Annotated in this window: 16 protein-coding genes; 11 read left to right on the top strand and 5 right to left on the bottom strand. The window is 35.4% G+C overall.

Annotation, left to right across the window (positions count from 1 at the left end; translation table 11 throughout):
- Positions 1-12 precede the first annotated feature (12 nt).
- From HFD15_RS04220 to HFD15_RS04210, 3 genes are all read right to left on the bottom strand, one after another.
- Positions 13-666 (bottom strand): hypothetical protein, encoded by a 654-nt coding sequence (locus HFD15_RS04220; protein ID WP_033900404.1) that lies wholly within the window; start codon positions 664-666, stop codon positions 13-15.
- Positions 667-885: 219 nt separating this feature from the next.
- Positions 886-2,568, bottom strand: a complete 1,683-nt coding sequence (rnjA, locus tag HFD15_RS04215) for a ribonuclease J1 (protein ID WP_003131712.1) — start codon at positions 2,566-2,568, stop codon at positions 886-888.
- A 172-nt stretch (positions 2,569-2,740) separates the two neighbouring features.
- Complete coding sequence (locus tag HFD15_RS04210) at positions 2,741-2,971, bottom strand: RNA polymerase epsilon subunit (protein WP_003131711.1); 231 nt, start codon at positions 2,969-2,971, stop codon at positions 2,741-2,743.
- 309 nt (positions 2,972-3,280) lie between these two features.
- On the opposite strand from HFD15_RS04210, the gene tsaB reads away from it, so the two are divergent.
- The 5 genes from tsaB to HFD15_RS04185 are packed head-to-tail and all read left to right on the top strand — an operon-like array spanning position 3,281 to position 6,239.
- A complete protein-coding gene (tsaB, locus tag HFD15_RS04205; RefSeq protein ID WP_167593310.1) occupies positions 3,281-4,006 on the top strand; it encodes a tRNA (adenosine(37)-N6)-threonylcarbamoyltransferase complex dimerization subunit type 1 TsaB in 726 nt (241 codons plus the stop codon).
- Positions 3,960-4,529 carry a ribosomal protein S18-alanine N-acetyltransferase gene (gene rimI, locus HFD15_RS04200; RefSeq protein WP_010905268.1) on the top strand — a complete coding sequence of 190 codons (570 nt, stop codon included), beginning with the start codon at positions 3,960-3,962 and terminating at the stop codon, positions 4,527-4,529. Before tsaB ends, rimI (HFD15_RS04200) begins: the two co-directional genes overlap by 47 nt.
- Complete coding sequence (gene rimI / locus HFD15_RS04195; protein WP_012897153.1) at positions 4,526-4,996, top strand: ribosomal protein S18-alanine N-acetyltransferase; 471 nt, start codon at positions 4,526-4,528, stop codon at positions 4,994-4,996. The genes rimI (HFD15_RS04200) and rimI (HFD15_RS04195) overlap by 4 nt, the downstream gene beginning before the upstream one ends.
- Positions 4,997-4,998: 2 nt before the next feature.
- Positions 4,999-6,039 (top strand): tRNA (adenosine(37)-N6)-threonylcarbamoyltransferase complex transferase subunit TsaD, encoded by a 1,041-nt coding sequence (gene tsaD, locus HFD15_RS04190; protein ID WP_003131705.1) that lies wholly within the window; start codon positions 4,999-5,001, stop codon positions 6,037-6,039.
- Positions 6,039-6,239: a DUF4649 family protein gene (locus HFD15_RS04185; protein ID WP_003131704.1), complete on the top strand. Its 201-nt coding sequence runs from the start codon at positions 6,039-6,041 to the stop codon at positions 6,237-6,239. The genes tsaD and HFD15_RS04185 overlap by 1 nt, the downstream gene beginning before the upstream one ends.
- A 40-nt stretch (positions 6,240-6,279) precedes the next feature.
- Here HFD15_RS04185 and HFD15_RS04180 read toward each other — a convergent pair whose 3' ends face one another.
- A complete protein-coding gene (locus HFD15_RS04180; protein WP_023189972.1) occupies positions 6,280-6,570 on the bottom strand; it encodes a hypothetical protein in 291 nt (96 codons plus the stop codon).
- Between the two features lie 99 nt (positions 6,571-6,669).
- The gene (locus HFD15_RS04175) at positions 6,670-7,458 is read right to left on the bottom strand and encodes a hypothetical protein (RefSeq protein ID WP_058208266.1); all 789 of its coding nucleotides are present in this window, start codon (positions 7,456-7,458) and stop codon (positions 6,670-6,672) included.
- Positions 7,459-7,757: 299 nt separating this feature from the next.
- Between HFD15_RS04175 and HFD15_RS04170 the strand changes: the two genes are divergently transcribed.
- From HFD15_RS04170 to HFD15_RS04145, 6 genes are all read left to right on the top strand, one after another.
- Entirely contained in the window at positions 7,758-8,807 is a 1,050-nt protein-coding gene (locus HFD15_RS04170) for a phosphate/phosphite/phosphonate ABC transporter substrate-binding protein (protein ID WP_039114560.1), read from the top strand.
- A 118-nt stretch (positions 8,808-8,925) separates the two neighbouring features.
- Positions 8,926-9,666, top strand: a complete 741-nt coding sequence (gene phnC / locus HFD15_RS04165) for a phosphonate ABC transporter ATP-binding protein (RefSeq protein ID WP_010905272.1) — start codon at positions 8,926-8,928, stop codon at positions 9,664-9,666.
- Positions 9,667-10,479, top strand: a complete 813-nt coding sequence (gene phnE / locus HFD15_RS04160) for a phosphonate ABC transporter, permease protein PhnE (protein WP_021722397.1) — start codon at positions 9,667-9,669, stop codon at positions 10,477-10,479. It abuts the gene before it with no gap.
- Between the two features lie 14 nt (positions 10,480-10,493).
- Entirely contained in the window at positions 10,494-11,303 is an 810-nt protein-coding gene (phnE, locus tag HFD15_RS04155; RefSeq protein ID WP_010905273.1) for a phosphonate ABC transporter, permease protein PhnE, read from the top strand.
- Positions 11,304-11,308: 5 nt separating this feature from the next.
- Positions 11,309-12,868, top strand: a complete 1,560-nt coding sequence (locus HFD15_RS04150; protein WP_023189961.1) for a bifunctional UDP-sugar hydrolase/5'-nucleotidase — start codon at positions 11,309-11,311, stop codon at positions 12,866-12,868.
- 326 nt (positions 12,869-13,194) lie between these two features.
- Complete coding sequence (locus tag HFD15_RS04145; protein ID WP_017864087.1) at positions 13,195-13,677, top strand: peroxiredoxin; 483 nt, start codon at positions 13,195-13,197, stop codon at positions 13,675-13,677.
- Positions 13,678-13,738 lie beyond the last annotated feature (61 nt).

The raw sequence follows: 13,738 nt of genomic DNA, 5'->3' as shown, positions 1-13,738 counted from the left end.
GATGAATTATTATTATTTAATTTCTATCTTAGAAATGATTTGAGCAGCTTGTTCATCAAATGAAGTTGGAATGGCAAGCGTTTGGCTACTGTCCAATAGTTTTTGAGATTCTTCTTTTACCCAAGCAGAATCTTTAAGATATCTTTCGTCTTGGTAATGATTTGGGTCTTTATAGAAATTGATTGACCCATTATGATTAGAGCTATAGGTAACAATAGTGGTTCCAGCCATTGTATTATCAGAACTAAAAGATAATGTTACTGTGTCCTGAGGAACAACTACAGAACCGGAAAAAGGAAAGACTTGGTGATTAGCTCCATTTTTAGTAACACTGATAGAAACAGGTTGATAATCATATTTATAATAACTTAGAAGGGTTTCGGTTACGCGTGCATACTCAACCTGTTCAGCGCTATATCCAGATAAAGGCGAAGAACTTTTTTGTACTTTTTCAGAATTATTGGTATTTGCTTGACTGCTTGAAGGAGAAGTGTTCGTAGAATGAGTAGCAGAATTTTTACTATTGCTAGTTTTTGAACTTGAGGTAACTTTAGAACTAGAAGTATTTTCTTTTTTGGTCTGATTTTCAGAACTTTTAGAATTTGAACAGGCAGCTAAGGCAAATAAACTCAAAAATGTAGCTGACCAAAGGATTGTTTTTTTCATAAGATTTATTCTCCATTTTTATTACTTTATAATAATACCATTAAATTTTTATAAAGTAAAATTTAGCTATGATTACTATAATCTTAGAATATATTTCTACTTGGGTATAATCTATTGTTGGAATGAGCTTTATTTAGGTATTTTTATTTTTAAGGTGTTGCTTTAGGACAATAAAAAAAACTGAATCATTATATATTCAGCCTTTTTTATTAATAAATATTATTCATCAGGTGTCATAATCATTGGAACAACAAGTGGTGAACGTTCAGTTTGTTTATAAAGGAATGGTGAGAGTGCTTCACGCATCGCACGAGCCACAGAAGCTTCATTTGCATTTTCTTCATGCATCGCTTCACGAATGGCATTGAAAAGGACACGTTGACCACTACGAATCAAATCACCAGACTCACGCATATAGATAAATCCACGCGAAAGCATGTCAGGGCCAGCAAGAACGGTTTTCTTTTCAAAGTCAACGGTTGCAACCGCAAGGACAATTCCATCTTCTGAAAGTTCATGACGATCGTGGAGAACGGCATTTCCGACATCACCAATTCCTGAACCATCAACGTAAGTGTCAGAGGCTGGGAAATGGTCGGCATATCTTGCGCTGTCAGCAGTTAATGCAAGGACGTCACCATTTTCTTGAATGAAACAATTTTCTTTAGGGACACCAGTATCTTGAGCAAGTCCAGCGTGAATTTTGAGCATTCGATATTCACCGTGAACAGGCATAAAGTATTTCGGTTTGATGAGACGTAACATGAGTTTTTGCTCTTGTTGCCCACCATGACCAGAGGTGTGAATGTTGTTCATTTTACCATAAATAACTTCAACACCAGCTTCAGCGATTTTGTTAATCAATTGGTTAACACCGTGGGTATTCCCAGGAATAGCATTTGATGAGAAGACAACCGTATCGCCCATTTGTAAGGTAATATGACGGTGCATTCCGTTGGCAATTCTTGAAAGTGCAGCCATTGGCTCACCTTGCGAACCTGTACACATAATCAAAAGTTCATGTGAAGCGTATTGATTAACTTCATTTGGTTCAATGAAAGTTCCTTTAGGAGCTTTGATATAACCGAGTTCCAAACCATTCACGATTGCTTTTTCCATTGAACGACCGAAAACGACAATTTTGCGTCCAGTCTTAACTGCTCCATCAACGGCTTGTTGCAAACGGAAAATATTTGAGGCAAATGAAGCGAAAATAATTCGACCTTCAATACGTTCAAAAATTTTCATGATGCTTGCACCAACGACTTTTTCAGAATGTGAAAAAGTTGGAATTTCAGCATTGGTTGAGTCAGAAAGAAGGAGTAAAACGCCTTCGCTTCCAAGTTCAGCCATTCGGTGAAGGTCAGCAGGTTCACCCACTGGTGTGAAGTCAAACTTGAAGTCACCAGTAGCCACAATTTTACCTTGAGGAGTATTTACAACAATCCCTAAAGGTTCTGGAATTGAGTGAGTCGTGCGGAAGAAGTCAAGACTTAAATGATTAAATTTAATGACTGAATCTGCATGAATTTCATAAAGTTTAGCATCACGTAAAAGTCCGTGTTCTTCGAGCTTTCCACGAATGAGCGCAAGTGACAATGGTCCAGCATAAATTGGAATATTGGCCTGTTTCAAGAGGAATGGAATTCCTCCGATGTGGTCTTCGTGTCCGTGAGTGATGAAGAGACCTTTGATACGATCAATATTTTCAACGATGTAAGTATAATCAGGAATGACGTAGTCAACACCTAATAAATCGTCTTCTGGGAATTTAATTCCGGCGTCAATGATGATAATTTCATCTTTATACTCAACGCCGTAAGTATTTTTACCGATTTCGCCCAGTCCGCCAATGGCGTAAACTGCGACTTCATCAGCTTTTATTTTAAGTTGCTTTGGCATGTTTCTCCTATTCTTTGGATTTTTTATTTTATTTTTTGACTGACAAGTTGGTCAGTTCGGTTTTTTAATGTAATATTTACTGACAGAATTTTAAAGGTACAAGAAAATCACTTTAGATTGCTGTCATTTTTGACAAAAATCTAAAGTGCTCTCCTTTATACTCCAGTCAGTCTTAGAAGCTTGTGATTTCAAATACGCCAGTTTCTTTTTCATATTCGACAGATTCATCAGAAAGTGAGTCAATAAACTCTACATGGTAGGCAGTATTTTTAGCAAGAAGTTCGCGTGCAAGGATAACTCCTTCTTCTTTAGTAGCAACATCAAGGTCGAGGTAAAGAGCCTCAGTAGTCTCACGACGTGGTGAGCGGGTATTATCTTTTTGGTAGAAAACTTTAAAAATCATTCTATAAATCACGAGCAAAAGCTCGTTCCTTTCCTAATAGTTCGTGTTTGCTGTTCTTTGCAATTACTATCATTTTAGCATATTTGCAAGGAAATGGAAAGTTGAGTTCATTAATTTTATAAATGAAGCGCTTCCTAAAAAATAATGGTGGAACTTGCAAGGCAAGCGTGGTAAAATATAAGGAAGTAGAACTGATGACAGAGAAGATAAAAATTATTTGTAGATAGGTCGCGTTGGATAAGTGGCTGTCAGTAAAAGTCTATCAGTAATTAAAAAATAACATACTTTCAGAAATATTATAGGTAAAAAATGAAAATATTAGCATTTGATAGCTCATCAAAGGCTTTGTCAGTAGCTGTGGTTGCTGACGGAATATTACTTGGTGAAGTAACATTAAATTTGAAAAAAAATCACAGTACAACTTTGATGACAAGCATTGATTTTTTGATGGCTCAAGTTGGTCTTGAAGCCAAAGAACTTGACCGGATTGCGGTAGCACAAGGACCTGGTTCTTATACAGGTTTGCGACTTTCTGCGACAGTTGGAAAAACATTGGCTTTTAGCTTAAATAAAGAGCTTGTTGGTCTATCAAGTTTATTGGCAATTGCTAATCGTGTTCAAGACAAAAATGCTTACGTGCTTCCGATAATTGATGCAAGACGTGGAAATGCCTATGCAGCTCTTTATAAAAATGATCAGCAAATAATTGCGGATCAACATTGCAATTTTAGTGAATTTTTGGCTGATTTATTAGAAAAAGTTTCTTCATTTGAACAAATTATTTTCACAGGAGAAACTGATAATTTCGTTGAAGCAATTCAAAATGCTGGTTTCTCTGAAGAACAAATCATTTCTGACAGTTTAAAAAAGCTCCCGTCAGCCTATGAAATTGCTAAGATTGCTGAAAAATTAACTCCTGAAAATGTGCACGCTTTTGTGCCAAATTACCTCAAAAAAGTTGAGGCCGAAGAGAAATGGTTGGAAAGTCATGAAAAAGCTGAAAACACTCCTGACGACTACGTTCAAAGGGTTTAGTGGAAAAAAATTTAATCCTCGTCGTTATTTAGAAATGGCTGACATTGAACTTGAACATGACCGAGAAGGTGTTCACTATCGATTGGCAGACAGAGTTGATATTGTTGCTTTGCTTGCGATTGAACGAGATGTTTACAATGGAGATATTCCATGGACCTTCTCTCATTTTGAACATGAAATTGTCAAAAATGATGAAGCCTTTTTCATTGTGGCCGAAATTTCTGGCAGTGTCATTGGTTTTATTGGAACTAGAATCAATCACCATGGTCAAGATGCACATATCACTAATCTCGCAGTGTTTAAAGCCTTTCAAGGACAACAAATTGCTTCAACTTTGATTGAACAACTGATTGTATTGATGAGCGCACTCGGAAAAAATGAGATGACTTTGGAAGTCCGTCGTGACAATACTAAAGCACAAGGACTTTATCGTAGGCAAGGTTTTGTCACTGACAAATTATTGCCAGAGTACTATGAAGACGGTGCTGATGCCATTTGGATGATTAAGAAATTGAAAAAATGAAACTAAAACATCTCTCTTACTTTGAAGAAAAATTAGAAGATAAAAAATATTTTCCAACCATAGAAAACCTATCAGCTCAGATTTATGAACTTTTGTCACTTGCTTACGAAGAATCACCGTGGACACGAGCTTACATTTTAGCTGATATAATCAATGAAAATTCCGATTATTTCTTCCTAGAAGAAGAGGGGCAAATTGTTGGTCTTTTAGCAATTTCAACAATAATGGATGAATTAGAAATTACAAATATCGCTATTCATCCTGATTTTCAGGGGCAAGGACTAGCGAGTTTTTTACTGACAGAAGTGTCAACATTTAGTGGGACTTTATTTTTGGAAGTTCGGAAGTCCAATCTTGCCGCTCAAAAATGTTATGAAAAATTTGGTTTTAAGATTTATCATACAAGAAAAAATTATTATGACAAACCTCTTGAAGATGCTTTGTTAATGAGAAAAGAGCAATTTTAAAAATGAAAGATAATTATATATTAGCCTTTGAAACTTCATGTGATGAAACTTCAGTGGCAATTTTAAAGAATGGAAATGAATTATTATGTAATATCATTGCCAGTCAAATCAATAGTCATAAACGCTTTGGTGGAGTTGTGCCAGAAATTGCCAGCCGTCATCACGTCGAACAAATTACTGTTTGTATTGAAGCAGCACTTGAAGAAGCAGAAATTTCGGCTGACCAACTGACGGCCGTTGCGGTGACCGAAGGTCCAGGCTTAAATGGCGCTTTGTTAGTTGGAATCATGGCAGCAAAAACTTTTGCATGGGCAAATCATCTTCCTTTGATTCCAGTTAATCACATGGCCGGTCATTTGATGGCTGCAAGTTTAGTGGATACCATTGAATATCCAGCTATGGCCCTTTTGGTTTCAGGTGGACATTCTGAACTTGTTTACGTAGAAAAAGAAGGAAGCTATAAAAAAGTTGGTGAAACTCGTGACGATGCTGCCGGTGAAGCTTATGATAAAGTTGGTCGAGTGATGGGCCTGACTTATCCGAGTGGAAAAGTCATTGATGAATTAGCACACAAAGGAGCTGATACTTACAATTTCCCACGAGCAATGATGAACACACATGAAGTAGAATTTAGCTTTTCAGGCTTAAAATCAGCCTTTATTAATCTCGTTCATAACGAAAATCAAAAAGGAAATGACGTGATTGCTGATGATTTAGAAAATTTAGCTGCTTCCTTTCAAGCTGCGGTCGTCGATGTCCTTATGGCCAAAACCAAATTAGCCATGGAAAAATATCCAGTTAAAACGCTAATTATTGGCGGTGGAGTATCAGCAAATCAAGGCTTACGCGAACGTTTGTCAGCAGAAATTACTGACGAAAAGTTAATTATTCCTCCTTTAAGACTCTGTGGTGACAATGCTGGAATGATTGCAGCAGCAGCATATATCGAATGGAAAAAAGGTTTAGAAAATGTTCAAGCAGGATTAGATTTAAATGCAAAACCTAGTCTCGTTTTTGAAGACATAGAAGAAGGAGAAGTTTAATGATGAAATTAATTGGAAAACTTCAAAATGGTATGACCTTTACTGAAGAATTTGACGGAGTCAACGATTTCCTAGCCCTTCAACAAAGCGATTATAATGCCATTGCTGATGAAATTGAAGTTGTTGAAGTAAAAATTGCTGATGAAGTCCTTGATTTTAAAGGAAATATGGGCCAACTTTACTATGAATTAATGAAATAAATAAAAAGTTACTGACAGTTCTGTTAGTAACTTTTTTTATTTAGAGTTGATTAATCATTAATATTTTTGTCTGTGGAAAACTTTCTTTAAGCTCTTTCAGATGAAGTTTGAGCTCTGGATAACAAAAGATATAATCAATTATTTCATTTTTTTTCGTCAGTAATTCGGACAAATATATTTTTTGGAGTTGAATGTCATTGCCAACTATCACTTGAGCTTTTTTTAACCAAAGTTTTTCCATTTCTTTGTAAGCAAACATTTTTCCAATTTGTAATCCCGCGGGTGTTTCTAGCGATTTGTCATTGCCAAGTAGCAGATAAGCAGTAGTCATATAACCGCCTCCTTTTCTATATTATAACTCCACAAAAAAAGATTAGCAAGGGGAACTTCACAGATTGGGAGTCCTATTGTCATCTTTTAGTAAGAATTACTAAACCACAGATAATTCATGAATTGTCCGTCCTTCTTTATCGACCAATTGTAACCAGCTATTCGTTCCAGCGAAGTAAAGGAAATGTCCCACTTCATTGACTGATTTTAAGACAATATCCTCAGTAGTTGTGAATGTTTTAGCATCCCAATTGGCTTTTTGTTCTTCTCTTAAAGTCTGTGTAAAACGATAGGCTAAACCTGGTGTACCATCAGATTTCATTCCACCGCTTTCGGCGATTTTTGCTCCGGCTTTTATCACGAGTTGATTGGATTTTTCCCAAATAATGGTCGCTTTACTGTCGGAACGATTAACAAAAAATTCAACTTCAGAAAGTCCTTTTTTCCAGCGATGTCGTGCTTTAGGAGAAAAAGCTTTTTTCTTTTCTAATTTAATGCCAAAAGCAGTTAAAGCAGTCAAAAACTCGTCAGCAGAAGTGGCACAAGCTTTTTCGATATTGCTTGGAATTTTAATTGGCTCGGCTTTATCACGTAAAATAATGCCAGCTTCCTCAGCCAAGTTAACTAAATATTGCGTTAGATATTCCAGCTCTAAATCATAGGCAGCCATATTTAAAATCACGACTTTATCAAATTCTAACTTAGGAATTAATTCTAAATCATTGGCAATCATTTTAATCTGTCCTTTTTTTAGTAAAAAGAAAAGCTCATCATTTTGCAAATCAAAACGTGCATTATTCTGATCAAAAATACGTAAAAAGGCAGTTGATGGAAGACGAATTTCTAAACCAAGGTCAGACATGCTGACCGTAAAAGTTAAATTTTTCATAACTTTATTATAGCAGAAAGTTTGACAGCCTTATTAAACAATACATCATCAAGCTAAAGTTTGGTATATACAAACTATGTAAGCTGTTTTTTTGTATTTTATAAAAAATTAATCTATAAAAAAACAAAATAATGTAATTTTATAAAATAAAGTTCGGTATTTACGTACAATAGTAACTGTTAACAGAATATTTACAAAAAGGTCATTGTCAGATAAATTAAAATGGGTTAGAATTATTTTGTGAAGCACACCGATTCATCAACCGATTGATAAAAATCTTAAGGAGATTCATTTTTATAATGAAAAAGACATCGAAGAAAGTCATTGGACTTACAGCAAGTGCACTAATTGCAGTATCATTACTTGCAGCTTGTGGAAATAGTAGCTCTGCATCAAAATCTGATAGCAAAACCATTTCAAATTTAAAGATTTCATTTATTCCATCCAAAAATCCGGACGATATTACCACAGCGACTAAACCAATCGCAAATATTTTGAAATCTGAATTGAAAAAACAAGGCTATACAGTAAAAAATATTGATACTAGTGTTGGTACAAATTATCAAGCGGTTGGTGAAGGGCTTGATGCTGGTTCAGTTGACGTCGGTTATGGAATGTCAGCGACAACTTATGCCATGTATCAAGATGGTTCAACTCCACTCTTGATGGCAACACGTAAAGGACTTTCAAATGATGGCTCAGATTCTGCAAAATATTGGAATGAGCATAAACCAACAACTAAAACCGATAAAGAAGTGACTTCTTACCGTTCGCTGATCATTGCTGGTAATTCTCCAATGGGCAAAAAGTTAGCTAAAGAAGCTAACGACGGAACTTTGACATGGAAAGATTTAAACGATGCAAAATGGGGGCTTGAATCAACTTCATCTGCGGCAGGCTATATGTATCCTTCGCAATGGTTAACTGAGAACTTTAAACATTCAATTCGTGATTTAAAAAATACAGTTACTATGGATTCTTATGATTCAGCAATGGCTCAACTTGCTTCAGGTCAAATTGATGTAATGCCAGAATATGCTGATGCACGAATGGATGACGCTACTAAGTGGACCACAACTTTCGGTGCAAAAGAAAGTATTTGGGATGATACAAATGTGATTGGTGTGACACCTGCCATTGCCAATGATGGAATCATGGTTTCAGAAAAATCAAAAATCATGACGGCCGACTTCAAAAAAGCACTCTCAGCAGCAATTAAAGATATGGCTAAAACTGATGAAGGAAAGAAAGTCATTGCCATTTATTCACATGATGGCTATGTTGATTCAACAAAAGCTGACTATAAAACAGCCATTAAAGTGGCAAATTCAATGAGTAAAGCCAACTAATGAACAAATAAATCATTTAATAAGGGTCTGGGTTACTCAATGAGTTCCAGACTCTTTTTGTGGAAATTGACTAATATTAATTAAAAAGCCTTCATTATTGAAGAAGGATGGAGAAGTAATGATAAAATTTGAAAATGTGTCAAAAATTTATCCAAATGGCACAAAAGGTTTGACGGATGTTAATTTACAAATCAATCAAGGAGAATTCGTAGCTATTATTGGAACATCAGGAGCAGGAAAATCAACTCTGATTCGTTGTGTTAATGGTTTAAATGATATTACTTCAGGCTCGTTAATTGTGAATGATACAGAAGTGTCAAAACTTAAAGGAAAAGAGTTAAGAAAATTTCGAAGACATGTGGGAATGATTTTTCAATCCTATAATTTAGTTCCTAGAGTGACGGTTTTGAAAAATGTAATGTTTGCTCGTGTACCAGATATGAGTTTATTTAAGGTCATTTTTGGTTTGTTTTCAAAAGAAGATAAACTTGTTGCCTTAGATTCTCTGAATAAGGTAGGAATTTTAGATAAAGCTTATATCCGAGCAGATCAACTTTCAGGTGGACAACAGCAACGTGTATCACTCGCTCGTGCTCTTAGTCAAGAAAGTGAAATTTTACTCGCTGATGAACCTGTTTCAGCACTTGACCCAGTCACAGCTAAAGAAGTAATGGATGATTTTAAAAGAATTAATGAAGAATTCAATAAAACAATTTTACTGAATATTCACCATGTTGAACTTGCTTTAGAATACGCTTCGCGGATTATTGCTGTAAAAAAAGGGAAAATTGTTTATGATGGTCCTTCGCAAGAGGTAACCAAAGAAATTTTGGATGAAGTTTATAGAAAAGAGGCCTAAATGTACGATAAAATTTTTAAGCCTAAAAAAATAAAACTTATTACAGGAGAAGTTGTTGAAGAAAAAGTCAGTCGAACTTGGTTGACTTGGTTAATTATCATCTTACTGATTGCTTTTTCTGTTATTCTTACAAATTTTGATTTTAGTGCGCTTAACAGAAGTGGTCTCTTTTTTCAAAAATTAGCAAGTATGATTCCCCCAAATTGGGCTTACTTTCATAAAGTTCTTCCCCCACTATTAGATACGATTAAGATGAGCTTTTTTGCTTCCTTACTTGGAGCAATTTTGTCAGTTCCATTTGCGATATTAGCGGCAAATAACATCCTTAAAAATCGTTTTGTTAATGGCATCATTCGTTTGATTTTTATGCTAGCAAGAACTTTGCCAACTTTGGTTTTGGCTTTAATTGCAACCTATATTTTTGGTCTAGGAACTTTTGCTGGAGTTGTTGCAATTTTTGTATTTACCTTTTCTTTCATAGGAAAACAATTGTTTGAGGTGATTGAAACCGTTGATATGGGACCTTTTGAAGCGGCAGAAGCTTTAGGGGTCAGTCCTTTAAAAGCCTTTTTCATTGCTGTTTTTCCTCAAGTCCTACCTACTTATCTTTCAACTGCTCTTTATGCATTTGAGGGAAATGTCCGCTATGCTGCAATTTTGGGATATGTTGGGGCTGGAGGGATAGGAAATATCTTAAATGACCGAGTGAATTTTCGCGACTTTTCCTCTGTTGGTATGATTTTAATTTCTATTCTAGCTACAGTCATGATTATTGATTCAATCAGCGCATTAATTCGTAAGAAAATTGCCTAGGAATGAGAGGAAAAATGAATTCACAAATTATTGAAGAATATAATCATAGACCTAAAAACTGGTTTTATTATCTTTTGATATTTATTGTTTTATTAGCAGTTTCGATTTGGTCGACTTCAGTCGTCCATTATCATGGCGTTTCAGAACATGGAGCTTTAATCGCCAAAAATATTTTCACAGGGATTTTCCATCCAGACACCAGTTTAATGTTTAACCTAACTGAAACTGGCTTACCCTATCTCTTGCTACAAACTTTTGCAATTGGTTTGCTTGGGACTTTGGTTGGTGCAATTGTTGCCATTCCACTCTCTTTTCTTGCAGCGACTAATTTGGTTCCGAATTGGTTAGCTTATCTGATTCGTTTTGTCTTGATGGCGATTCGGACAATTCCTTCTTTTGTTTATGCCCTTTTATTTATTCCAGTCGTTGGTTTAGGTTCTTCAGCTGGTGTAATGGCGCTTGGTTTTGAGTCAATTGGGATGATTGCAAAACTATTTATTGAAGCTATTGAAGATTTGGATATGGGTGTTATTGAGGCTATGGACGCAGCTGGTGCAACAACATTTCAAAAAATTCGTTTTGGAGTTTTACCCCAATTATTACCAGATTTATATTCGATTTTACTTTACCGTTTAGATATGAATCTGCGTGATGCAGCCATTTTGGGATTAGTTGGTGCCGGTGGAATTGGTGCGCCATTGAGTTTTGCAATGTCTGGTTATAAATGGTCAGCCGTTGGTGCAATTTTGTTGGGACTTTTAGTTTTAATTATCCTTGTTGAACTCATTTCATCAAGAATTCGGAAAAAATTAGCAAAGGGATAAATAATATGAAAATAAAAATTCTAGAAACGAGTGATTTACATGGTTTTGTTCTCCCAACAAACTTCACCGAAAGAGAAATGAATTTGCCTTTTTCAATGGCCAAAGCCAAATCTAAAATAGATGAACTGACAGCAGTGGCTCAAGAGCAGGGTGAAATTATTGTAAAAATTGAAAATGGTGATTTATTGCAAGGTTCACCCTTGGCTTATTATCTAGCTAAAAAATCAAGTCGCGGTATTAAAGACTTGGTCAATGTCACTAATTCTTTTGGTTATGATGTGGGATTGCTTGGTAATCATGAGTTTAATTATGGGATTGATTATTTAAAAAGTTATGTTAATCAGGTAAATTATCCTATTTTGGCTGCGAATGTATTGAATAATGAAGGTCAACCTGCTTTTGGCCCTGCTTATAAAATCATTGAAGCGCAGGGGGTGAAAATTGGAATTGTTGGTTTTTTGACACAATATATTCCACATTGGGAAAAACCGTCAATTATCAAAGATTTGACTTTCCAATCTATTCTGACAACTGCAAAAGATATTCTGCCCGATTTGCGCCAATCAGTTGACCTTTTGATTGTTGCATATCATGGAGGCTTTGAGCGAGATTTACAGACAGGTCTTCCGACAGAAAGTTTGACAGGGGAAAATGAGGCTTATCAGTTAGTTGAAGAGTATAAAGATTACATTGATGCCTTAGTGACTGGACACCAGCATCGTGAAATTGCTGACCATCTTTTTGGAGTTCCAGTTATTCAACCAGGCTATCGTGGTGCTTTTGTTGGCGAAATAGAACTTGAATTAGATAATCATAAAAAAGTTGTGGCTTCAAACGCTAGACTTCATAAAACGGAGAATTGCAAAGTCTCATCGGAGGTCAATCAGCTGATATCCGTTGTGAGTGAAGAAGCAGAGGATTGGTTAGACCAGCCAATGGGAGAAGTTCATGGAGAAATGATTATTCGTGATCCAATGACTGCTCGATTGATTGAACATCCTTATATTGAATTAATTAATAAAATACAAATGGAAGCGACAGGGACCGAAATTTCTGGGACTGCACTTTTTAATAATGAAGCGAAGGGTTTTGCAAAAGAAATTACGATGAGATCGATTCTGACAAATTATATTTATCCCAACACTTTAGCTGTTTTAAGAGTGACAGGTGCAGATTTAAAGGCTGCCTTAGAGCGGACAGCGGAACATCTTGAACTTGACGAAAGTGGCGAAATTGTTTTTAGTCCACGATTTATTGAACCAAAACCTGAATATTATAATTATGATATGTATGAAGGGGTTGAATATGCTATCGATTTGCAAAAAGAAATTGGTCAGCGAATTGTACGTTTAAATTTCAAGGGGCATCAGGTAAAGGATGACGATATTTTAGAAATTGTCGTCAATCAATATCGCGCAGTTGGGGGTGGAAATTATCCAATGTTTTCTGCGGACAAGATTGTTAGAGAAATTACTGTTGATATGACCGAATTGATTGCTGATTATTTGAAGAAACATCCGATAATTGAGGCAAGTGTGAATCATAACTTCACAGTTCTAAAATAAATTTACTGACAGAAATTTTAGCAGAATAATAGGTGCTAAAAAAATCTGTCAGTATTTATTTTATTAAGTTATACTTGAGAATGAGCTAAGTTTTTCTAAAGTTTTTACTGATATACTTTTATTTATCAAAAGGAGGAGCCTAGCATGAAACATACAGTAATAATTCCAATAATCAATTATCAATTTGTGAAATCAGAAGATGACTCACTTTTACTTCCAAGTCCTTTAGAAAGTCAATATTTAACAGTAAAATATGAGCAATAAGAGCCAAATGAGTTGAGATTCTATGATAAAATGAAGTCATAAAGATTAACAAAGGAGCATTAATGACAATGAATATCACATCTCATGGTGAAAAAATAGCAACACTAAATCCGACAATAAGTGGTGATGCACCTGATTTTGAACTGACAGATTTAAAAGGAAATAAAATTAAATTATCAAAACTTGAAAAACCTGTTTTGATTAGTGTTTTTCCTGATATTAATACTAGAGTTTGTTCACTTCAAACCAAACATTTTAATCTTGAAGCAGCAAAACATTCTGAAATTGACTTTTTGAGTATTTCAAATAATACAGCAGATGAGCAAAAAAATTGGTGTGCAGCCGAAGGTGTTGACATGACAATTCTTGCTGATGATGGAACTTTTGGAAAGGCTTATGGTCTTATTTTAAATGGTGGTCCTCTTGAAGGACGTCTTGCCAGAAGCGTCTTTGTTGTGAAAAATGGTCAAATTGTCTATAGTGAAGTTTTGTCAGAGCTTTCTGATGAACCAAATTATGAAAAAGCACTAGCAGCTACTAAATAGTTATAACTGACAAAATAGGGGATAATTGCAATTGATGCTTGTCTTCTATTTATAAGCTGTC

It is taken from the genome of Lactococcus sp. EKM203L (assembly GCF_011800585.1).
GTDB lineage: Bacteria > Bacillota > Bacilli > Lactobacillales > Streptococcaceae > Lactococcus > Lactococcus lactis.
The sequence above is the reverse complement of the archived record's forward strand: the minus strand, read 5'-3'. Positions and strand labels throughout refer to the sequence as shown.